18 protein-coding genes and 1 riboswitch are annotated in these 20,863 nt (G+C 73.7%); of the genes, 8 read left to right on the top strand and 10 right to left on the bottom strand.

The window, feature by feature from the left end; all coding sequences use genetic code 11:
* Positions 1-9 precede the first annotated feature (9 nt).
* Positions 10-1,341 carry a sensor histidine kinase gene (locus ACFPM7_RS09330; protein WP_378245985.1) on the bottom strand — a complete coding sequence of 444 codons (1,332 nt, stop codon included), beginning with the start codon at positions 1,339-1,341 and terminating at the stop codon, positions 10-12.
* 1 nt (position 1,342) lies between these two features.
* Complete coding sequence (locus ACFPM7_RS09325) at positions 1,343-2,059, bottom strand: response regulator transcription factor (RefSeq protein ID WP_378245983.1); 717 nt, start codon at positions 2,057-2,059, stop codon at positions 1,343-1,345.
* Between the two features lie 148 nt (positions 2,060-2,207).
* On the opposite strand from ACFPM7_RS09325, the gene ACFPM7_RS09320 reads away from it, so the two are divergent.
* The 4 genes from ACFPM7_RS09320 (at position 2,208) to ACFPM7_RS09305 (ending at position 5,833) form a co-directional block, all read left to right on the top strand.
* Positions 2,208-3,281, top strand: a complete 1,074-nt coding sequence (locus ACFPM7_RS09320) for a LolA family protein (protein WP_378245981.1) — start codon at positions 2,208-2,210, stop codon at positions 3,279-3,281.
* On the top strand, positions 3,278-4,255 hold the full coding sequence (locus ACFPM7_RS09315; RefSeq protein WP_378245979.1) for an ABC transporter ATP-binding protein: 978 nt from the start codon (positions 3,278-3,280) through the stop codon (positions 4,253-4,255). Before ACFPM7_RS09320 ends, ACFPM7_RS09315 begins: the two co-directional genes overlap by 4 nt.
* Positions 4,252-5,112 carry an ABC transporter permease gene (locus ACFPM7_RS09310; protein WP_378245977.1) on the top strand — a complete coding sequence of 287 codons (861 nt, stop codon included), beginning with the start codon at positions 4,252-4,254 and terminating at the stop codon, positions 5,110-5,112. The genes ACFPM7_RS09315 and ACFPM7_RS09310 overlap by 4 nt, the downstream gene beginning before the upstream one ends.
* 100 nt (positions 5,113-5,212) lie before the next feature.
* Entirely contained in the window at positions 5,213-5,833 is a 621-nt protein-coding gene (locus ACFPM7_RS09305) for a hypothetical protein (RefSeq protein WP_378245975.1), read from the top strand.
* Positions 5,834-5,846: 13 nt separating this feature from the next.
* Here the strand turns inward: ACFPM7_RS09305 and ACFPM7_RS09300 are convergent, their stop codons facing one another.
* From ACFPM7_RS09300 to ACFPM7_RS09290, 3 genes are read right to left on the bottom strand one after another with little or no spacing between them, the layout of a single operon-like run.
* On the bottom strand, positions 5,847-6,848 hold the full coding sequence (locus tag ACFPM7_RS09300) for an ABC transporter ATP-binding protein (RefSeq protein ID WP_378246341.1): 1,002 nt from the start codon (positions 6,846-6,848) through the stop codon (positions 5,847-5,849).
* Entirely contained in the window at positions 6,845-8,428 is a 1,584-nt protein-coding gene (locus tag ACFPM7_RS09295) for an ABC transporter permease (RefSeq protein WP_378245973.1), read from the bottom strand. The genes ACFPM7_RS09300 and ACFPM7_RS09295 overlap by 4 nt, the downstream gene beginning before the upstream one ends.
* Entirely contained in the window at positions 8,392-9,420 is a 1,029-nt protein-coding gene (locus tag ACFPM7_RS09290; RefSeq protein ID WP_378245971.1) for a thiamine ABC transporter substrate-binding protein, read from the bottom strand. Before ACFPM7_RS09290 ends, ACFPM7_RS09295 begins: the two co-directional genes overlap by 37 nt.
* A 19-nt stretch (positions 9,421-9,439) precedes the next feature.
* Positions 9,440-9,550, bottom strand: a riboswitch (TPP riboswitch).
* A 34-nt stretch (positions 9,551-9,584) separates the two neighbouring features.
* On the opposite strand from ACFPM7_RS09290, the gene ACFPM7_RS09285 reads away from it, so the two are divergent.
* Positions 9,585-9,881: a 4a-hydroxytetrahydrobiopterin dehydratase gene (locus tag ACFPM7_RS09285; RefSeq protein WP_378245969.1), complete on the top strand. Its 297-nt coding sequence runs from the start codon at positions 9,585-9,587 to the stop codon at positions 9,879-9,881.
* Here the strand turns inward: ACFPM7_RS09285 and ACFPM7_RS09280 are convergent.
* The 3 genes from ACFPM7_RS09280 to ychF all read right to left on the bottom strand — a co-directional run bounded on the left by ACFPM7_RS09280 (position 9,871) and on the right by ychF (position 12,525).
* Positions 9,871-11,028 (bottom strand): alkaline phosphatase PhoX, encoded by a 1,158-nt coding sequence (locus ACFPM7_RS09280; protein WP_378245967.1) that lies wholly within the window; start codon positions 11,026-11,028, stop codon positions 9,871-9,873. The two genes, ACFPM7_RS09285 and ACFPM7_RS09280, sit on opposite strands and share 11 nt — an antisense overlap.
* 99 nt (positions 11,029-11,127) lie before the next feature.
* On the bottom strand, positions 11,128-11,253 hold the full coding sequence (locus tag ACFPM7_RS09275; RefSeq protein WP_378245965.1) for a hypothetical protein: 126 nt from the start codon (positions 11,251-11,253) through the stop codon (positions 11,128-11,130).
* 192 nt (positions 11,254-11,445) lie between these two features.
* The gene (gene ychF, locus ACFPM7_RS09270; RefSeq protein ID WP_378245963.1) at positions 11,446-12,525 is read right to left on the bottom strand and encodes a redox-regulated ATPase YchF; all 1,080 of its coding nucleotides are present in this window, start codon (positions 12,523-12,525) and stop codon (positions 11,446-11,448) included.
* A 349-nt stretch (positions 12,526-12,874) separates the two neighbouring features.
* Here ychF and ACFPM7_RS09265 point away from each other — a divergent pair, with 349 nt between their 5' ends.
* Together ACFPM7_RS09265 and ACFPM7_RS09260 are read left to right on the top strand one after the other, a co-directional pair.
* Complete coding sequence (locus ACFPM7_RS09265) at positions 12,875-16,090, top strand: S8 family serine peptidase (protein WP_378245961.1); 3,216 nt, start codon at positions 12,875-12,877, stop codon at positions 16,088-16,090.
* 98 nt (positions 16,091-16,188) lie between these two features.
* Complete coding sequence (locus tag ACFPM7_RS09260) at positions 16,189-17,655, top strand: AlkA N-terminal domain-containing protein (RefSeq protein ID WP_378245959.1); 1,467 nt, start codon at positions 16,189-16,191, stop codon at positions 17,653-17,655.
* Here ACFPM7_RS09260 and ACFPM7_RS09255 read toward each other — a convergent pair.
* Positions 17,635-19,143 carry an ATP-dependent DNA ligase gene (locus ACFPM7_RS09255; RefSeq protein WP_378245957.1) on the bottom strand — a complete coding sequence of 503 codons (1,509 nt, stop codon included), beginning with the start codon at positions 19,141-19,143 and terminating at the stop codon, positions 17,635-17,637. The genes ACFPM7_RS09260 and ACFPM7_RS09255 overlap by 21 nt on opposite strands.
* Positions 19,144-19,254: 111 nt before the next feature.
* Between ACFPM7_RS09255 and ACFPM7_RS09250 the strand changes: the two genes are divergently transcribed.
* The gene (locus tag ACFPM7_RS09250) at positions 19,255-19,929 is read left to right on the top strand and encodes a hypothetical protein (RefSeq protein WP_378245955.1); all 675 of its coding nucleotides are present in this window, start codon (positions 19,255-19,257) and stop codon (positions 19,927-19,929) included.
* Here the strand turns inward: ACFPM7_RS09250 and ACFPM7_RS09245 are convergent.
* On the bottom strand, positions 19,826-20,779 hold the full coding sequence (locus ACFPM7_RS09245; RefSeq protein WP_378245953.1) for an EamA family transporter: 954 nt from the start codon (positions 20,777-20,779) through the stop codon (positions 19,826-19,828). The two genes, ACFPM7_RS09250 and ACFPM7_RS09245, sit on opposite strands and share 104 nt — an antisense overlap.
* Positions 20,780-20,863 lie beyond the last annotated feature (84 nt).

The raw sequence follows: 20,863 nt of genomic DNA, 5'->3' as shown, positions 1-20,863 counted from the left end.
GTACGCCGTTCAGCCGTGCGCGCGCCAGGTGACCTGGAAGCGCGCGCCGCCCTCCGGCGACTCCCCCACCCGCACCGCGCCGCCGCGCCTGCGGACCACCTCGGCGACCAGCGCCAGCCCCAGCCCGGACCCGCCGCTGCTGCGCGCCCTGTCGTCCTGCACCCGGTAGAAGCGGTCGAACACGCGCTCGCGGTGCTCGGCGGCGACCCCGTGCCCGTCGTCGTCCACCACGAGCCGGGCGGAGCGGTTGCCCGCCAGGACGGTGACGGTGATGTGGGCGCGCGCGTGCCGGAAAGCGTTGCGCAGCAGGTTGTCCAGCACCAGTTCTACTTCGGACGGCGCCGCCTGCACCCAGCACGCGGCGGGCGGCAGGTGCAGCTGGACGGTCGGGCCGCCCGCCGGGCAGCGGCGCACCGCCGCGGCGGCGGCCTCGCGCAGGTCGACCGGTTCGGCGGCGGGCAGCTCGCCCGCGTCCGAGCGGGCCAGCGCGAGCAGGCCGTCCACCAGCGAGGACAGGCGCTGGGACTCGGCGACGACCTCGGCGAGGACTTCCTGGGACAGCTCGGCGTCGGGGTGGGCGACGGCGACCTCGGCCTGCACGCGGATGGAGGCGACCGGGGAGCGCAGCTCGTGGGCGGCGTCGCCGGTGAAGCGGCGCAGCCGCTCGGTGGCCTCGTCGCGGCGGGCCAGCAGGGCGTTGAGCGCGCCCGCGAGCGCGCGGATCTCGTCGTGGGCGTCGGGCAGGGGCAGGCGCACGCCCGGGGCGAGGCGGCCCGCGGCGGTGCGCATGCGCTCGACCGGGCGCATGGCCTGGCGGACGGTGAGCCAGGTGGCCAGCGCGACCGCGGCCGAGACCAGGCAGGCGGCCAGCAGCAGCCAGGTCAGGGCCTCGTCGTCGGCGCTGTGGAAGCCGACGAGCCCGGTGCCGACCGCGACGAGGCGCTGGCTGCCGTCCGGGGCGGTGGCGACGGTGCCGTGCCAGCGGGTGGGCGGGACGTCGCGCTTGCGCAGCAGGGGGGTGGCGGCTTTCAGCTCGCGGATGTCCGCGGTGGACAGCAGGGGGCCGGGGCCGCTGTCGAGCGGGACGCCCGCGGTGTCCAGGACCCACACCTGGGTGTGCGGGTTCGGGGTGCCCGCCCGCTGCCCGGCGGCGACCGCGGCGACAGCCTGGCCCAGCACCGCCGAGAGCTCCTTGTCGGCGGCGCGCACCAGCACCGAGCCCGCGAGCTTGCTGGTCAGCACGGCCACACCGACCAGCACCACGAGGGTGGCCAGGGTGGCGACGCTGGTGATGCGGAAGCGGGTCGAGCGCCGCAGCCACATCCCCCGGAGCCTGCTCATGTCACCGCGGCCGCGCGGGGTCGAGCGCGGCGTCGATCTCGCCGGTGGAGGCCAGGTAGCCGTGGCCGCGCACGGTGCGCACGATGCCGCCCGCGCCGACGGCGTCGAGCTTGCGGCGCAGGTAGCCGACGTAGACCTCGACGGCGTTGCGGGTGGCGGCCTGCTCGTCGCCCCAGACCGCGCGCAGCAGGTCGTCCTTGGTGACCACCGAGCCCGCCCGGCCCGCCAGCGCGTCCAGCACGGCGAACTCGCGCGGGCTCAGCGCGACCGGCTCGCCCGCGAACCGCACGGCCCGGGTGGCCCGGTCGACCTCCAGCTCGCCGAGGCGCAGCACCCGGCCCGCGCCCTCCTCGGCGCCGCGGCGCAGCATGGCGCGCACCTGGGCCACCAGCACGACGAAGGAGAACGGCTTGACCAGGTAGCCGTCGGCGCCGAGGTCGAGGCCGTCGGCCTGGTCGATCTCGCCGTCCTTGGCCGAGACCAGCAGCACCGGGCTGCGCACGCCCTTGGCGCGCAGCGCTTCCAGCACCCGGTAGCCGGACAGGCCCGGCAGCATGATGTCGAGCAGGATCACGTCGAACGTCCCGGTCAGCGCGGCCCGCAGCGCACTGGGGCCGTCGGCGGCGACCGCGACGTCCATGCCCTCGGCGGACAGGCCGCGCTGCAGCGCCCGGCGCACGCCCGGCTCGTCGTCGACCACCAGCACCCGAGGCTTCACGCTGCCATCATGGCGGGTGGCCGGGGAATCCCGCCGCCGCTCTCAGCGGGTTCTCAGCGTGGCGGGCGCTCTCAGCGCCATCTCAGGACCCGGGGTGCAGCCTCGGTGGTGCGGGAACACGAACCCGACTTCAGGGGAGAAGACAACGATGGACAGGAAACGCACCGCGCTGGGGATCGCCGCGGCAGGGACCGCGACGGGGGTCGTCGGCCTCGTCCTGCTGGCCACGCCCGCCGGGGCGGGCGCCGCCCCGCCCGAGCTGCCCGCGACGACGCCGGAGGCGCTGGTCGGCTCGGTGCTCACCGCCGAGGTGCCCGCGATGGCGGGCACCGTGCAGCTGACCAACGACCTCGGGCTGCCCATCCCGGGCCTGCCCAGCTCCGACGGCCACATGGCCAGGGTGTTCGCCGACGGCGACGGCCGCTTCCGGGTCGCGCTGGAGGACAGCGGCTCGGCCGAGCGCACGATCGTCGCCGACGGCGTGAACACCTGGATCTGGGACACCGCCGACCGCAGTGTCACCAAGTTCGAGGGCACCGGGGCCGCCCCCGACGGGGTGCCCACCGACAAGCTCGCCGACCCGGCCACCGCGGCCCGCGAGCTGGTCGCGCTGATGCAGAAGGACAGCACCATCACCATCGACGGCACGGCGCGCGTCGCCGACCGGCCCGTCTACCAGCTGGTGCTGACCCCGAAGCCGACCGAGCGCACGCTGCTGCGCGAGGTGCGGGTCTCCGTCGACGAGGCCACCCGGCTGCCGCTGCGGCTGGAGGTGCTGGCCAACGGCCAGGCCGAGCCCGCGCTCAGCGTCGGGTTCGCCGAGTTCGACACCGGCGCGCAGGACCCGGCGCTGTTCCGGTTCACCCCGCCCGCGGGCACCACGGTGACCGAGGGCGAGGCGGACAAGCCCGCCAAGCCTGCCAAGGGCAACGAGCTGCTCGACGGCGTCGACCTCAAGGTCGTCGGCGAGGGCTGGGACACCGTTCTGGTCGGCAAGGTGCCCGGTGAGGCGCTGAGCACCCCGATCCCGGGCGGCGCGGGCCGCGGCGAGAACACCGCGACCGGCCTGCTCCAGCAGATCGGCCAGGAGGTGACCGGGCCCTTCGGCACCGGCTACGCCATCACGACCAAGGTCGGCACCGCGCTGGTGACCACCGACGGCCGCGTCGCCGTCGGCGCGGTGCCCCAGCAGGTCCTGGCCGAAGCGCTGGCCGCGAAGTGACCGCGGGGTCGACCGTGGTCGCGGCCGCGCGCACACGGGGGTTGCGCAAGGTGTACCGGGGGACAGTGGCCGTCGACCACGTCGACCTCGAAGTCCCGACCGGTGCGGTGATGGGGATGCTCGGGCCCAACGGCTCGGGCAAGACCACCACGATCCGGATGCTGCTCGGCCTCGTCGCGCCCACGGCGGGCGAGGTCGAGCTGCTGGGCCACCGGCTGCCCGAGGGGGCGGCCAAGGCCCTGCCCGACGTGGGCGCCCTGGTGGAGGGGCCCGGGTTCCACCCGTTCCTCTCCGGCCGGGAGAACCTGCTGCGCATGGGCGCCGCCGAGCCCGCGCTGGCCACCGCGGCCATCCCGGCGGCGGTGGCCGAGGCGCTGGAGCGCGTCGGCCTCGCCCACGCCGCCGACCGCCGCTACAAGGGCTACTCGCTGGGGATGAAGCAGCGCCTCGGCCTGGCCGCCGCGCTGCTGGCCCCGCGCCGCTTCGTCATCCTCGACGAGCCGACCAACGGCCTGGACCCGGCGGGCACCCGCGAGGTGCGGGCGGTCATCGCCGACCTGCACAAGGCGGGGACGACGGTGCTGGTGTCCTCGCACCTGCTCGCCGAGGTGGAGGCGACCTGCACGCACGTGGCGGTGCTGCACCAGGGCACCGTCGTCGCCCAGGGCGAGCTGGGCACGCTGCTGGACTCGGGGAACGCGACGCTGCTGGTCACCACGCCCGAGGTCGCGCTGGCCGTGGACGCGCTGCGCGACAACCGCATCCCGGCCAGGGCGGTGCCCGAGGGCATCCTGGCCGACCTGACCACCAGCGGCGCGCCCGAGGTCGTGGCGACCCTGGTGCGCGCCGGGGTGCCGGTGCACGAGGTGCGCCGCCAGCGCACCGGCCTTGAGGACCTCTTCGCCCGGCTCACCGAGTCCAGCGAGCCCGAGGCGCTCGACGCCGAACTCGCGCTGATGGGGGACCTGCGATGACCGCGATCACCGACGTGGCGGCTGTTCCCGCCGCCGCCCGCACCACGGCTCCGCTGGGCAGGCTGCTGCGCTCGGAGCTGCGGATGATGCTGCGGCGGCCGCGCACCGTGGTGGCGCTGGCGCTGCTGGCCGTGGTGCCGGTGATCGCCGGGATCGCCATCCGCATCGCCTCCAGCGGCGACGGCCCGGTCGGCGAGGGCCTGGCCGTGCTGGTCGAGGGCAACGGCCTGATGCTGCCGATCTTCACGCTGCTGGCCGCGCTGACGATGCTGCTGCCGCTGGTCGGGGCGACGCTGGCGGCCGACGCGCTGGCAGGCGAGTCCGCCCACGGCACACTGCGCTCGCTGCTGATCGCCCCGGTCGGCCGGGGCAGGCTGCTGGCCATCAAAGCCTTCGGCGTGGCCACGGTGACCCTCGTCGCGACCCTGGTGATGGCGCTGACCGGCACGATCACGGGCGTGCTGCTGCTCGGCGGCGACGGGATGCTCACCGTCTCCGGCACGACCCTGTCCTTTGTGGATGGACTGGGCCGGGTGCTGCTGGCCGCGCTGCTGGTCGCCGTGCAGGTGTGGGGCGTGGCCGCGGTGGCGCTGGCGGTCTCGGCATGGACCGACCACCCGCTGATCGTGCTGTCGGTGGCGCTCGGCCTGCTGATCGTCTCCGGCGTGCTGAGCGCGATCCCGGCGCTGGACTGGCTGGAGCCGTTCCTGATCACCACCGGCTGGGAGTCCATCGGCGAGGTCGTGCGCGACCCCATCCCGTGGGGCTCGCTGTCGGAGGGGGCGCTGCGCGCCGGCTGCTACATCGTGATCGGCTGCTCGCTTGCCCTCTCGCGCATGCTCAGCCGCGACGGCTAGTCCACTGCCCGTCGGGGCGGTCTCGGGGGAACCCGGGACCGCCCCGACGTCGGCGTCGCGGAGATCGCGCGCGGCGGACCCCGTCGGGCACGGTGGAGCGATGGACAAGCCGCAATCGGAGAACGCAGGGATCTTCGCCGCCGTCACCGCCCGTGCGGTCAGCACGCTGCGGCGCAGCCGAGGCAGCGCAGGCGAGGGCACGGCGGGCGAGAGAACCGCGAGCGCGTTCAGCGGCATGTCCTCGGTGCAGGAGCTCAACGACTTCATCACCGCCACCGGGAAGCCGTGGTACCACGGCGGCGGCTACGCGATGCTGCAGTGGTGCCTCCACTACGGCCTGGAGGCCGTGGAGACGCGGGACCTGGACATCTTCGTGCTCGGCACCGACGAGCACGCCGCCGTGCACCTGGCCCTCTTCGGGGTCGCGCCGGAGCAGCTGGGCACCAAGCCGCCGCTGGGCGGGTACGAGGTCTCCCTGCTGTCCGCCCGGGGCGAGCCGGAGCGCTTTCTCATCGACGGCGTCCCCGTGGTCAGTCCCCTGGTTCTCGCCAGGAACTACCAGCGCAGCCCCTTCGACGAGATCAAGCGGCGCAACCAGGACGCCGACACCGAGTCCGACGAGGGCAAGCAGCAGCGGCGGGCGCGCCGGGCGGGCGTGATGCCCGAACTGCTCAAGATGTTCAACGCCGACATCTCCTCCGGGGCGCTCACGCCGATGTAGCGACGCCGCCGGGTCACGCCCGGCCGATGAGCGCCACGCCGACCGGGTCGACGGCGAGAGCGATCCGGCTGCCCACCTCGGGTGCGCCCGCGACCTCCGCGACGGCGTCCACCGGGCCGTGGCCGTCGAGGTCGGCGACGACGCGGACGTGGTCGTGGCGGTGCGCTCGGCCGGTGACGACCGCGGTCGGCTCGCCCGCGGTCACCCGCAGGCCCGCGGGGCGCAGGCCGATGCGGGCCGCTCCGTCGGGGGCGGCCAGTGCGGCCGTGCCGAACTCGCAGGTCAGGACGCCGCTCTCGATCGTCGCGTCGGTGAAGGTCGTGCAGCCGAGGAACCGGGCGGTGGTCTCGTCGGCGGGCCGCCGCCAGACCTCGGCGGGCCGGCCGACCTGGCGGATGCGGCCGGAGTCCATGACCGCGACGCGGTCGGCGAGGGTGAAGGCCTCGTCGTGGTCGTGGGTGACGACCAGCGCGGTGGTGCCCGCCTCGCGCAGCAGCCGCGACAGGTCGATGGCCAGCTGCTCGCGCAGCGAGCGGTCCAGCGCCGAGAGCGGCTCGTCCAGCAGCAGCAGCCGCGGTCGGGGGGCCAGCGCGCGGGCCAGGGCGACCCGCTGCTGCTCGCCGCCGGAGAGCGTGGCCACCCTGCGCTTCCCGTAGCCGTCGAGGCCGACCAACTCCAGCAGCTCGGCGACCCGTCCCGGCGAGCGCTCGCCGCGCATGCGCAGCCCGAAGGCGACGTTGCCCGCGACGTCGCGGTGCGGGAACAGCTGGCCGTCCTGGAAGACCAGGCCGAACCCGCGGCGGTGCACCGGCACGCCGGACAGGTCGGTCCCGTCCCAGGACACCCGTCCCCGGGCGGGTTCCAGGCCGGCGACGGCGCGCAGCAGCGTCGACTTGCCGCAGCCGGAGGGGCCCAGCAGGGCGAGCACCTCGCCGTCGCCGATCTCGAAATCCACATCGGACACAGCAGCGACAGATCCGTAGTGGACTGTCAGGCCGGTGGCGCTGAGCATCAGAACTCCCCCAACTCGCCCGCGCGCAGGCGTTCCACGACGAGGACGACCGCGACGGTCACCAGCATCAGCAGCGTGCAGGCGGCGTAGGCCATCTGCGCGTTCAGCTCGCCGGGGCGGGCGACCAGCCGCCCGATCACCACCGGCAGGGTGGCGGTGTCCGGGCGGGCCAGGAAGCTCGTCGCGCCGAACTCGCCGAGCGCGACGACGTAGCCGAACCCGGCCGCGGCCAGCAGCGACCGCGCGGCCAGCGGCAGGTCGACCTCCCGCCACACCCGCCACGGCCCGGCGCCCAGCGACGCTGCGGCCTGGCGCAGCCGCTCATCGATCGAGCGCAGCACGGGCAGGACCAGCCGCACCACCAGCGGCGTCACCACGAGCGCCTGGGCCAGCGGGACCAGCGCCGCGGAGGTGCGCAGGTCGCCGGGAAGGGCGTCGAGGGTGATCAGGTAGCCGAAGCCGACGGTCACCGCGGACACCCCCAGCGGCAGCATCAGCGCGGTGTCGAGGGCGTCGACGAACCGCGCCCGGCGCAGCGCCACCAGCGCGACCGAGGCGCTGATGCCCAGCACCAGCGCCAGGACCGTGGCGTCGGTGGCCGCGCGCAGCGAGTTCATCGCCGCCTCCCAGCCGGTCACCGACAGCGAGCCGCGGAACCCGGTTCCCGACAGCGCCGCGTAGCCCGCGAACCCGCCGTCGAAGGACCGGACGACCAGCGAGGCGATCGGCGCGACCAGCAGCGCCAGGACCACCCCGGCCGCGCCGACGACCCACCACTCGCCGCCGCTCGGCCCGCGCGTGCCCTCGGCGCGCGGGCGCAGCGCCAGCGCCGACTCGCGCCGCCGCCGCGCCCGCGCGCCCAGCACCAGCACCGCGACCACGGCCGCCACCTGCAGCAGCGACAGCGCCGCCGCCCCGGAGAGGTCCAGCAGCTCGACGGTGCGCAGATAGATCTCGGTCTCCAGCGTCCGGTGCCGGGCGCCGCCGAGCAGCAGCACGACACCGAAGCTGGTGGCGCAGAACAGGAACACGACCGCTGCGGCGGAGCCCAGCGCCGGGGTCAGCGCGGGCAGCGTCACCGAGGTGAACGTGCGCAGGCGCGAGGCGCCCAGCGACCGGGCCGCGTCCTCGGCGCGGCGGTCCAGGTGCGCCCACAGCCCGCCGACGGTGCGCGCCACGACGGCGACGTTGAAGAACGCGTTGGCCAGCACGATCGCGAGCACCCCGCCGCCCATCAGCGACCGGAACGCCAGGCCGACCACCACCGTGGGCAGCACGAACGGAACCAGCACCAGCGCCCGCACCACCGCGGCCCCCGGCAGCCGCACCCTGGCCAGCAGGAACGCCACCGGCATCCCGGCGAGCACGGCCACCGCGGTCGCCGCGGCCGCCTGCCCGACGGTGAACCCGACCAGCGCCCAGGTCTGCCCCTCGGCGAGCACGGCGAGCGCGTCGCCGTCGAGGCCGCGGCGCACGATGGCGGCCACCGGCCAGGCGAAGAAGACCGCCAGGAAGCCCAGCGGCAGCAGGCCCAGCAGCGCCGGGCTCAGCCCTGGACGGCCGCGCGCCACTGCTGCACCCACCGCTCCCGGTTGGCCTGGATCTCCGCCGCGGGCAGCGTGGCGGGCTCGGCGGGCAGCGGCGCGGCCTTCTGCCACGACTCGGGCAGCTCGACGTCGGAGCGCGAGGGGTAGACGTACATCAGCTCCGGGACGGTGCGCTGGAACTCCGGGGACACGAGCAGGTCGACCACCTGGCCCGCGTCGGCCGGGTTCTTCGCGCCCGCCAGCACGCCCGCGTACTCGACCTGGCGGAAGCAGGTGTCCAGGACGGCCTGGGTGCGCGGCTGCCCGTCCTCGCCGATCTCCGCCGACGGCGAGGACGCGTAGGACACCACGATCGGGCGCGGCCCGTTGCCGGAGGAGCCGGAGAACTCCTGCGTGTAGGCCTCCTCCCAGCCCGCGACGACCAGCACGCCGTTGGCGCGCAGCTTCTCCCAGTAGCCCACCCAGCCGTCGCCGAAGTGCGCGACCGTGCCGAGCAGGAACGCCAGGCCGGGCGAGGAGGTCGCCGGGTCCTCCACGACCAGCAGGTCCTTGTAGCGGGGATCGGCCAGCTCGTCGAAGCCCTTGGGCACGGGCAGCTTCCGCTCGGCGAGCGCGGCGGTGTCGACGTTGACGCACACGTCGCCGACGTCGACGGCGGTCAGCCGGTTGGTGTCGTCCACGGCGTAGCTCCCCGGCCCAGCGTCCGCCGCCGACGAGCGGTGCTCGGCGAAGACGCCCTCGTCCAGGGCGCGCGAGGCGAAGGTGGTGTCGACGCCGAAGGCGACATCGCCGATGGGGCTGGCCTTGGTGAGCACCAGCTGGTTGGTCAGCGCGCCCGCGTCACCGCTCTTGCGGACCTCGATCCGGATGCCGGTGCGGGCGGTGAAGGCGTCGAAGACGGCCTGGTCGTGGGCGAAGGAGTCGTGGGTGACGAGCACCACGGCGCGGTCGCCGGGCGGTTCGTCGCCCCCGCCCAGCGAACATCCGGCGAGCAGCAGCGCGGCCAGGGCGATCGGGGTGCGGCGCATGGGGTGGTTCCTCCTCGGGCGTGCGCCACGAGGCCCTCCCTGCGCAGGCATGACCCTGATCAGGTGTGACGGTCGAGGGCTTGTCGCCCTCCTCTCAGCCCGGCGCAACCGGACTCCCGTGGCGCTGTGAGCGTACGCCCCGCCCAGCGGCCAAGATGGGGCCCATGGGTGAACTGCTGAGAGACGCCGAGATCGGCAAGGCGCTTGGCCAGCTTCCGCGCTGGCGGCTGGTCGAGGGCGGCCTGGAGCGGGAGGTCGAGCTGGACTCGTTCCCGCAGGCCATCCAGGTCGTGAACCGGGTGGCCGAGATCGCCGAGAACGACGACCACCATCCCGACATCGACATCCGCTGGCGCACGCTGAGGTTCCGGTGCAGCACGCACTCGGTGAACGGGATCACGGCCAAGGACGTGCGCCTGGCCGCCGAGATCGACGGCGTGGTCGAGTCGATCAGCGCCTGAACGGCCCGGTCACCTCGTAGGTGATGCCGCCGCTGCTGCTGCCGGACGTGCCGCGCTGTGAGGAGAAGTACAGCCGGTCGCCCGCCGGGCTGAACGCGGGCCCGGTGATCTCCGATCCCGACTGTCCGCCGACGCGCAGGAACGGCGCGACGACGCCGGCCGGGGTGATCACGCAGATCTCCAGGTTCCCGCCGTCCTCGGCGACGAACAGGTCGCCGTTGGCCGCGCCGGTGATGTTGTCGACGCCGGTCAGCGGCGGTGCGCCGCCGCTGACCAGGCTGTCGTCGTAGGTGAGGGAGAGGGTGGAGGCGGTGGCGTCGTAGGCCCAGACGCGGTTGTCGCCCTTGGTGGTGAACCAGCAGGTGCCGTCGGCGTAGTAGCAGCCCTCGCCGCCGTTGAAGCGCTTGGCGCCGGAGACCTGGTAGCGGGTGGCGGTGGGGCTGCCGTCGGGATCGGGGACGGTCGCCCAGGTGACCGGCCCGCTGGTCGCTGTCCCGCCGCGCATCACCTGGAGGGTGCCGCTGCCCAGGTCGCCCCAGGTCGTGGGCCGGAAGCGGTAGAGGCAGCCGTCGGCGACGTCCTCGGTGAGGTAGACGTAGCCGTGCTCGGCGTCGACCGCGCACGCCTCGTGCTTGAACCGCCCCATCGCCGGTCGGACGACCGCGGGGTTCACGCCCCACGGGTCGGTCTCGTAGACCTGCCCGTCGGAGACCTCCTCGCAGGAGAGCCAGGTGTTCCAGGGCGTCGCGCCACCGGCGCAGTTGACGTTGGTGTTGGCCAGCGTGCGGTAGGCGCCGGTGATCCGGCCCTGCGCGTCGAACCTGACCGCGCCGACCCCGCCGGTGCCGGAGACCTCGCTGTTGGAGACGTAGATCCAGCCGCTCCCGTCGGCGAAGCACGCCCCGCCGTCGGGCGCCGGGTGCCAGGTGTAGTTCGTCCCGGCGACCTTCTGCCCACTCCTGGCCACCACCCGGCTGGTGAACCCGGCGGGCAGCCTGATCCCGTTGCCGTCGGCCGCCAGCAGCCCCCCGTACGGACTGGCCCCCGGCTGCGCCCCCGCCGCGAACGCCTGCCCCCACGACGCCCCACCGAACGCCGCCGCCGCACCGCCGACCACCGCCACCCGCAGGAAACCGCGCCGTTCCATGATCCTCCGATCATCGGGTTCGCCGGATCGGACGCTAGGAGCGGCAGCTGTCGCCGAGACCACGCCGCGATGATGATCACGCGGCGGTTCGGTGAAGGATCAGTCCGCGGGACGGCGGGGCGAAGCCGCTGTCGGCCTTGTCCAGGCCGACAGCCGGGCGGCGACCTCGGAGTACTGGAGCGCGCCGGTCGCGGCCGCGATCACCAGGTCGTGGGCGTCGTCCACCGAGGTCAGCGGCGAGCGCGAGCAAGTCCTCCGGCGTGAGGTACTCGATGTTCACTGCGCCAAGCGGTCGAGCAGCGAGGCGTAGCGCTCACGCCCCCTCGGCGAGCATGGCCAGGGCGCACTCCTGCTCGTCGTTCAGCCGCAAAGTCATCGCCATGGCCGGTGCTACCAAATCGGTATCATGATCAACGGTCAGACGTTGAAGCGGAACTCCACCACGTCGCCGTCGGCCATGACGTAGTCCTTGCCCTCGATGCGGACCTTGCCCGCCGTCTTCGCCGAGGCCATCGAGCCCGCCGCCACCAGGTCCTCGAACGAGACGATCTCGGCCTTGATGAACCCGCGCTCGAAGTCGGTGTGGATGACACCGGCCGCCTGGGGAGCCGTCGCGCCCTGCGGGATGGTCCAGGCGCGGGCCTCCTTCGGCCCCGCGGTCAGGTAGGTCTGCAGGCCCAGGGTGTGGAACCCGGCGCGAGCGAGGGCGTAGAGGCCCGGCTCGTCCTGGCCGACGGACTCCAGCAGCTCGCGGCGGGACTCCTCGTCCAGTTCCAGCAGTTCGGCCTCCACCTTGGCGTCGAGGAAGACGGCGTCGGCGGGGGCGACGAGCTTGGCGAGTTCGGCGCGGCGGTCCGGGGAGGTCAGGACGGCCTCGTCGGCGTTGAAGACGTAGAGGAAGGGCTTCGCGGTGAGCAGGTGCATCTCGCGCAGCAGCGAGATGTCGACCTCGCGCTGGGCGGAGAAGAGGGTGCGACCGCCGTCGAGGATGTCCTTGGCCTTGGCCGCCGCGTCGGCCGCCGGGCGGGCGTCCTTGCGGGTGCGGGCTTCCTTCTCCAGGCGGGTGATCGCCTTCTCCAGGGTCTGGAGGTCGGCGAGGATCAGCTCGGTGTTGATGGTCTCGATGTCGGCCAGCGGGTCGACCTGGCCGTCGACGTGGATGACGTCGGGGTCGTCGAAGACGCGGATGACCTGGCAGATCGCGTTGGCCTCGCGAATGTTGGCGAGGAACTGGTTGCCCAGGCCCGCGCCCTCGGACGCGCCGCGCACGATGCCGGCGATGTCGACGAAGGACACCGTCGCGGGCACGGTCCGGGCGCTGCCGAAGACCTCGGCGAGCCGGTCCAGCCTCGGGTCGGGCAGCGGGACGACGCCGACGTTGGGCTCGATGGTGGCGAACGGGTAGTTCGCGGCGAGCACGTCGTTGTTCGTCAGGGCGTTGAAGAGGGTGGACTTGCCGACGTTGGGCAGGCCGACGATCCCGAGGGTCAAACTCACGACCGGCAGTCTACGGAGCCGCCCGACCGGCACCGACCAGGCAGTCTCGATCCACGGGGTATCCGAAACGTTACCAACACTTTTGCCAGTTTTCGTCACCCTTAGCCACGCGTCGTCCGCCGTAGGCATGCATAAGAGCGACCGTCTGCTAGGTAACAACGACCCATCCCTCAGCGATATGCGCACCCTGTGTACTGATCGTCCACGGTTAGACCGTAAGGATTAGCCCAAATGGACGCTAGTCACCACGTCAAGGGCAAACAACACTCCGTGAGCGCCCTGCTGTCATCCGCCTACCGGACCGACCAGGCATGCATTCAGCTCACCCGCTGAGGAAGAAGGACGTGGGATGACTCAACCCGAACGGCGACGGCCCGGCCGTCTCGCCATCGGCTTGGCGTTCACCACGGCTATCGCCAGTGCCATGCTGGCGATGCCGAACGCCAACGCCGCCGCGCCCGCGCAGGGCGCCGCGGATGAAGGACCTGCTCTGGGCAAGCACGACCAGCAGCTGCTGGCCGAGGCCAAGCAGGCAGGCGAGAAGACCGTCAAGGTCCTCATCGCCACGGATGAGGGCGCGGGCACCGCCGCCGTCGACGAGCTCGCCCGCAACGGCGCCGAGATCGAGTACCGCGCGGACAGCATCGGCTACGTCCGCGCCGAGGTCTCCGTCGACAAGGTCGAGAAGATCGCCAAGCTGCCCGGTGTGGCGGCGCTGGACGTCAGCGAGGTCATCCCGCTGGACAACCCGCGCCCCGAGGGCCAGGCCAACCCGACCCCGCAGACCCCGCCCGGCCCGTCGACCCCCAGGGTCAACGCGTACATGCCGACCGGCGACATCGGCTCCGCCCAGTGGGTCAACGACAACCCCCAGTGGGATGGGCGCGGCACGACCATCGCCATCGTGGACTCCGGCGTCGACCTGGACCACCCGGCGCTGAAGACGACCACCACCGGCGAGCGCAAGATCGTCGACTGGGTCACCTACACCGACCCGGGCTTCACCAACGGCGTCAACAACGACGACGACCCGACGTGGCTGCTGATGAACGGCACCCGCGACGGCGCAGCCGTCGGCCTGCCCGCCGAGGGCACCCTGGCCTACGCGCAGCTCAACGAGCGCGACCCGCGCCTGGCCGGTGAAGAGGGCAACGACCTCAACCGCGACGGCAACCCCGCGGGCAGCAGCGGCCTGTTCGGCGTCGTGTGGAACAAGACCACCGACACCGTCTGGGTCGACACCGACCAGGACGGCAGCTTCGGCGACGAGAAGCCGATGCAGAACTACAAGCTGCGCTACGACATCGGCACCCTGGGCACCGACAACCCGGCCACCCCGGTCCGCGAGTCGATGACCTTCACCGTGCAGACCTCGCCGGCGACCAACTCGGTCAACATCGGCATCGTGGCGGGCGCGCACGGCAGCCACGTCGCGGGCATCACCGCCGCCAACCGCATGTTCGGCGGCACGATGACCGGCGCGGCCCCCGGCGCCAAGCTCGTCTCCGTCCGGGTCTGCCTGTTCGTCTCCGGCTGCACCTCCTACGCGCTGCTCGAAGGCATGATCTACGCGGCCGAGAACGCCGACGTGGTCAACATGTCGATCGGTGGCCTCCCGGCCCTGAACGACGCCAACAACGCGCGCGCCGAGCTGTACGACCGCCTCATCGACGAGACCGGCACCCAGATCTTCATCTCCGCGGGCAACTCCGGCGCGGGCATGAACACCGTGGGCGACCCGTCGGTGGCCACCAAGGTCGTCTCCGTCGGCTCCTACATCACCAAGGACACCTGGCAGAAGAACTACGGCTCCGACCTCGGCGTGTCCGAGTCGCTGCACGGGTTCTCCTCGCGCGGTCCGCGTGAGGACGGCGGGTTCAAGCCGCAGATCATCGCCCCGGGCTCGGCCATCTCCACGGTCCCCACCTGGCAGCTGGGCGGTCCGGTCGCGGGCGTCTACGCGCTCCCGCCGGGCTACGCGATGCTCAACGGCACCTCGATGGCCTCCCCGCAGGCCACCGGCGCCGCCGCGCTGCTGCTGAGCGCCGCCAAGGCCAAGAACATCTCCGCCGCGCCGCACCAACTGCGCAAGGCGTTCATGTCCACCGCGCGCTTCGTGTCGAACCTGCAGGCCTACGAGCAGGGCACCGGGCTGGTCGACGTCAAGAAGGCGTGGAACCTGCTCAAGTCCAACCCGAGCGACACGGTCATCACGTCCTCGGTCCCGGTCAACACCGTCCTCTCGGGCTTCCTGAAGACCCCGGGCGTCGGCGTCGGCATCCACGACCGCGAGGGCGTCAAGGCGGGCGACCGCTACACCCGCCAGTACACCTTCACCCGCACCACCGGTCCGGACAGCCCGGTCACCTACCAGGTGAAGTGGGTCGGCAACGACGGCACCTTCAGCTCGCCGAACACGATCACCCTGCGGAAGAACTTCGCCACGAAGCTCACCGTGACGATCAACCCGCGCACCTCCGGGGCGCACTCGGCGCTGCTGAACCTGGACAGCCCGACCACCTCCGGCATCGAGCTGCAGACGATGAACACCGTCGTCGCCGCGGACGAGTTCACCGCGAGCAACGGCTACACCGTCCGCAAGGGCGGCCAGGCCGCGCGCAACGAGTCGCAGCAGTTCTTCTTCCGCATCCCGGCGAACACGCCCGCCTTCAAGGTGGACCTGGTCGGCGGCGGCGCCCCCGGCGCGGGCCAGGTGCGCTTCCTGCGCTACCACCCGTACGGCACCGGCGTTGACACGAACAGCTCGCTGAACTGCTACAACCCGCCGGTCACCCCGGGTGGCAGCTGTGGCGGCAGCCCGACCAGCCGCACCATCAGCAACCCGCTGCCGGGTGTGTGGGAGGTCGTCGTCGAGGCCCGTCGGACCTCCGACGTCGCCAAGGCGCCGTTCACCCTGACCGCGTCGGTGCTGGGCGCGACCGTGACCCCGAACCCGGACGTCATCGCGTCCGCGACCCTGGGCACCCCGGTCAACCGCAGCTACACGCTGAAGAACGCGTTCGGCCAGTTCACCGGCAAGGCGTCCGGCACCGCGCTGGGCAGCGCCAAGCAGGCCACGCCGACCATCGAGGACGGCGGCAGCCAGCAGTACCCGATCACCGTCACCGCGGGCTCGACCGCGCTGCGGGTGAAGATCGGCAGCACCTCCGACATCGCGGCCGACCTCGACCTCGCGGTGTTCAACTGCACCTCGGGCGGCTGCGTGCTGGCCGGGCAGAGCGCTGACGGCGACTCCGAGGAAGAGGTCGTCATCGCCAACCCGGCGGCGGGCCAGTGGGTGGCGCTCGTGGACGGCTACGCCGTCCCCGCGGGCACCACGACGTTCAAGTACCTGGACGTCTTCACCAACCCCGCCTTCGGTTCGGTCGCGGTGACCGACGCCAACGCCGTGCGCGCCCCCGGCGCGTCGTGGACGGTGGCGGGCACCGTGACGGCGAACGCGGCCCCGGCCGCCGGTCGCGTGCTCCTCGGCAACGTCGAGGTCCGCACCGACACCAACGTGCTGGTCGGCTCGGGCGACGTGATCGTCCAGGCCGTGTCCTGATCACGCGCTGAACGAGGGGGCCGGTCCTGCGGGGCCGGCCCCCTCTTCATGTCCGAATCCCGCCAGCCGGGGGTGTCGGGGTTTGCGAGCATGGACGCGTGCTGACCGACCCCGACCTGCGCTACCGCGCTGTCACCGCCCGGGACGCCCGCTTCGACGGGCAGTTCATCACCGCCGTGCGCACCACCGGCATCTACTGCAGGCCGTCCTGCCCGGCCACCACTCCCAAGCGCCAGAACGTCGAGTTCTACGCCACCTCGGCCGCCGCCCAGCAGTCCGGCTACCGGGCCTGCAGGCGCTGCCTGCCCGACGCCGTCCCCGGCTCCCCCGAGTGGGACCTGCGCGCCGACCTGGCCGGGCGGGCCATGCGGCTGATCGCCGACGGCGCCGTCGAGCGCGACGGCGTGCCCGGCCTCGCCGCGCGCCTGGGCTACTCCGAGCGCCACCTCACCAGGGTGCTGACCGCTGAACTCGGCGCCGGGCCGCTGGCCCTGGCCCGCGCCCACCGCGCGCACCAGGCGCGGCTGCTGCTGGAGACCACGGCCCTGCCCGCCACCGATGTCGCCTTCGCCGCGGGCTTCGCCAGCGTCCGCCAGTTCAACGACACCATCCGCGAGGTCTTCGCCACCACGCCGACCGCCCTGCGCGCCGCCCGCCGCGGCGAGCGCCCGGTCTCCCCCGGCCGGGTCGTGCTGCGGCTGCCGGTGCGCGCCCCGTTCGACGCCGACGGCGTGCTGGCGTTCCTGGCGGCGCGCTCGGTCGACGGCGTCGAGGAGGCGGACGCGGGCGCCTACGCCAGGACGCTGCGCCTGGCGCACGGCACCGCCACGGCCCGGCTGCGCCCGGTCAACGGCCACCTGGAGTGCGCGCTGGCGCTGACCGACATGCGCGACATGGGATCGGCGGTGGCCCGCCTGCGCAGGCTCTTCGACCTCGACGCCGACCCGGTCGCCGTGGACGAGGTCCTCGCCGCCGACCCGGCGCTGGCCGCGTCGGTGGCCGCGGTGCCCGGCATCCGGGTCCCCGGCACGGTCGACGGCGCGGAGACGCTGATCCGCGCGCTGCTGGGCCAGCAGGTGACGGTGGCCGCCGCCCGCACCGCCGCGACCAGGCTGACCGCCGCGCTGGGCGAGCGGCTGCCCTCCCCCGACGGCGCGCTGAGCACCCTGTTCCCCACCGCCGCGGCGGTCGCCGAGCACGGCGCGTCGGTGCTCACCGGTCCGGCCCAGCGGGTGGAGTCGGTCGTGGCGGTGTGCGCCGCGGTCGCCGCCGGGGACCTGGAGCTGCACGTGGGCGCCGACAGCGCGGAGCTGGGCGAGCGGCTGTGCGCCTTCGGCGGCATCGGCCCGTGGACGGCGGGCTATGTCGTCACCCGGCTGCTGGGGGCCTCGGACACGCTGCTGCTGACGGATGTCGCGCTGCGCAAGGGCGCGGGCGTGCTCGGCATCCCGTCCACACCGGACGCGCTGGCCGAGCGCGGCGAGCGCTGGGCGCCGTGGCGCTCGTACGCGGGAATGCACCTGTGGCGGGCCGCCGCCGCGCCGCTACGGCAGCAGGCCTCGTAGGGCGTCGATGGTGTCCGCCTCGGCGGGGGTCTTGTCGGGGCGGTAGCGCAGGACGCGGGCGAAGCGCAGCGCCACCCCGCCCGGGTAGCGGGTGCTGACCTGCACGCCGTCGAGCGCGATCTCGACCACCACGTGCGGGCGCAGGTGCACCCCCCACTCGTCGCGGTGGGTCTCGAACTCGGGGAAGGTCCTGGTCTGCCAGGCGAGCAGGTCGTCGGTGAGGCCCTTGAAGGTCTTGCCGACCATGACCGGCGGCCCGCCGTCCGGGTCGCGCGCGCCGAGGTGCAGGTTGGACAGCGTTCCCGTGCGGCGGCCGTGGCCCCACTCTGCGGCCAGCACGACCAGGTCGACGGTGTGCACGGGCTTGACCTTCTGCCACGCCTTGCCGCGCCTGCCCGCCTGGTACGGGGAGTCCAGGTCCTTCACCACGACGCCCTCGTGCCCGGCGTCGAGCGCCTGGGAGGTCAGCTCCTCCGCCTGCTCGGCGGTCGGCTCCAGGACGCCGGGGATGACGTGCTCGCCGACGGCGGCGCGCAGGGCCCGCGCGCGCACGCGCAGCGGCTCGTCGATGAGGTCGCGGCCGTCGAGGTGCAGGCAGTCGAAGAAGTAGGGCCGCAGCAGCAGCGCCTTCACCTGTTCCTCGCGGGTGCTGCCGAAGCGGCTCATCGTCTCCTGGAACGGGCGGGGGCGGCCGTCGTCGGCCAGCGCCAGTGTCTCCCCGTCCAGGACGGCGCTCTCGCAGGGCAGGCCGCGCACCAGCTCCACCAGCTCGGGGACGGCCTCGGTGATCTCGCGCAGCGTGCGCGTCCACACGCCGACCTCGTCGCCGCGCTTGTGCACCTGGATGCGCGCGCCGTCCAGTTTGTACTCGACGGCGCACGGCGACAGGTCCGCGACGGCCCCGGCGATGGTCGCGCCCGGCGAGGCGAGCATGGGGCGCACCGGCCTGCCGAGTTCGAGGCCGATGTCGGCGAGGACGTCGTCCATCGCGGCGACGGCCGTCTCCGGCAGGCGGCCGGAGAGCATGAACGCCCGCCGCACCGCCGGGGCGGGGCGCTCCCAGGCGCGGGCGATGGCGTCGAGCATCACCCCCTCCAGCGCGCCCTGGCGCAGCTCGCCGGTGAGCAGGGCCAGCAGGAAGCGCTGCTCGTCGGCCGTCGCGGCGGCGAGCAGGCCGCCGAGCAGCTCGGCGCGCCGGGCCGTCGAGCCCGCGCCGCGCACGGCCGCGACCTCGTCGAACAGGGCGTCGACGGCGAGCACGGCCAGGCTCGGCTCGGCGGCGGGCGGGCCGGTCAGCGCGCTCAGCGTGCGCCAGCCCGCGCCGATGCGGCCCTGCCTGGGCGCGCCCGAGAGGAAGGCGACCACAGCGGGCACCTCGGCCCGGTCGGCCGCGGTGAGCAGCCCGGCGAGCGCGTCGACCTTCGCCAGCCGCGACCGGGTCGCCCCGACGGTCGCGGACACGGCCACCACTTCGGCGAGTCCCACCATGGCCCCATCGTGCCCCGAACCCCCGACATCCGCCCGCAACCGCGACGCCCGCCGTCCGTCTATGTCTGCGAGGCCTCAGACCCGTTCATCGTGCACAGTGGAGGAAGAGTCATGTTCGTTCGTGCCGCAGTGGTCGTGGCCGGTCTGGCCCTCGTCACCGCCTGTGGGGCCCCGCGCGACGCCGCACCCGCCCAGGCCCCCGCCACCTCCGAGGCGCCGGTCGCGGTGCCGTCGGAAGCGCCCGAGGTCTCGCCCACCGAGGTGAGCACCGACGCCGCCCGACCCGCCCCCAGCACACTGCCCGCGCTGCCCACCAGGGTGCCGGTGACCACCCGCAAGCCGGTCGTCACCAGGACGCCGGTCGACTCCAACACCATCGTCGGCCCGTTCGGCTGGCAGACCCTGCGCCTGGGCATGACCCCGGCCGAGGCCGAGGCCCTGGGCGTGGCCACCCCGATGCCGGAGGGCGGGGACCTGTGCCAGGTGTGGCCCGCCGTCGGCGCGTCGGCCCTGGAGCGGGTCATCGTGCACCCCGTGCACGGGGTGTTCGCCATCCACCCGAAGGAGGCGGACTGGCTGCGCACCCCCGAGGGCATGCGGATCGGCTGGACCACCGCCCAGGTGGCCGCCGCCTACCCCGACTTCGACCCGGCCAAGGCCGACTACGCCCACGGCCCCACGGTCAGCGTGCCAGGGAATCCGGACGCGGTGTACCGGATGCAGTTCGAGTCGGGAGTGCTGGCGCGCTTCCTGCTGGAGCGGGCGACGGACCTGTGCGCGACGTGACCCCCCGCGGGCCGACCCTCCGCAGTCCGATGACGCACCCCACCCCCACCAGCGCGACGCCTGCCACCGCGGCCCAGCGGAAGTCCTCGGCGCCCATCAGCACCGACGCCACGAGCCCGGCCACCGGCATCGTCCCGGCCAGCACCCCGGCCCGCCCCGCGCCGAGCACCCGCACGCAGCCGAACCACAGGCAGGCCGCCACCACCGCCAGCACGGCGACACCGGCCAGCGCGCCCGCCTCCACGGGCGTCGGCATCCTCGGCTCGTCCACCACCGCGGCCAGCGCGGCCCCGGCCACCCCGGCGAGCAGGTGCGACCACAGCGAGGCCACCAGCCCACCGTGGCGCTGGATCAGCCCGACGGCGAACAACGTGAACCCGACCTCGCCGAGCAGCGTCGCCACCGCGAGCGCCAGCCCGAGGCCGGTCCACTCCCCACCCCCGGACAGCACCACCACCCCGACGACCACCACGGCCGCTCCGGCGACCGCCGCCGCGGCAGGCCTGCGCCCGACGAACAGCGGCCCGAGCAGCGCCAGCAGCAGCGGGCTGCCGCCGAGCACCGCGGCCACCAGCCCCGGGTCGGCGTGCTGCTGCGCGCCGATCAGCGTGGCGTTGAACCCGAGCATGCCCACGGCGACGACGGCGGCCAGCGCGGGCAGCTCGGCCAGGGTCGGCCTGCTGATGGGGATGCGGCGCAGGCGCAGGAAGGCGTAGAGCACCGCCGCGCCGAGCAGGAAGCGGGCCGCCTGGCCGGTCAGCAGCGGGTAGTCGACGAGCAGACCGGAGACCGGGATCGAGCCGCCGATCATCGCCGCGGCGGTGAGCCCCGCCAGTCGTGGGTGAGTCACCACACCAGCATCTGCCGGAAATGGACCAACCAGAAGGTCCACTTGCCGTCATGTCAACTGGACCACTTCACGCCCCGGTGAGAC

Source organism: Actinokineospora guangxiensis (assembly GCF_042657845.1).
In the GTDB taxonomy this organism is placed as follows: Bacteria; Actinomycetota; Actinomycetes; order Mycobacteriales; family Pseudonocardiaceae; genus Actinokineospora; species Actinokineospora guangxiensis.
This window is presented reverse-complemented; position numbering and strand designations above follow the sequence as displayed.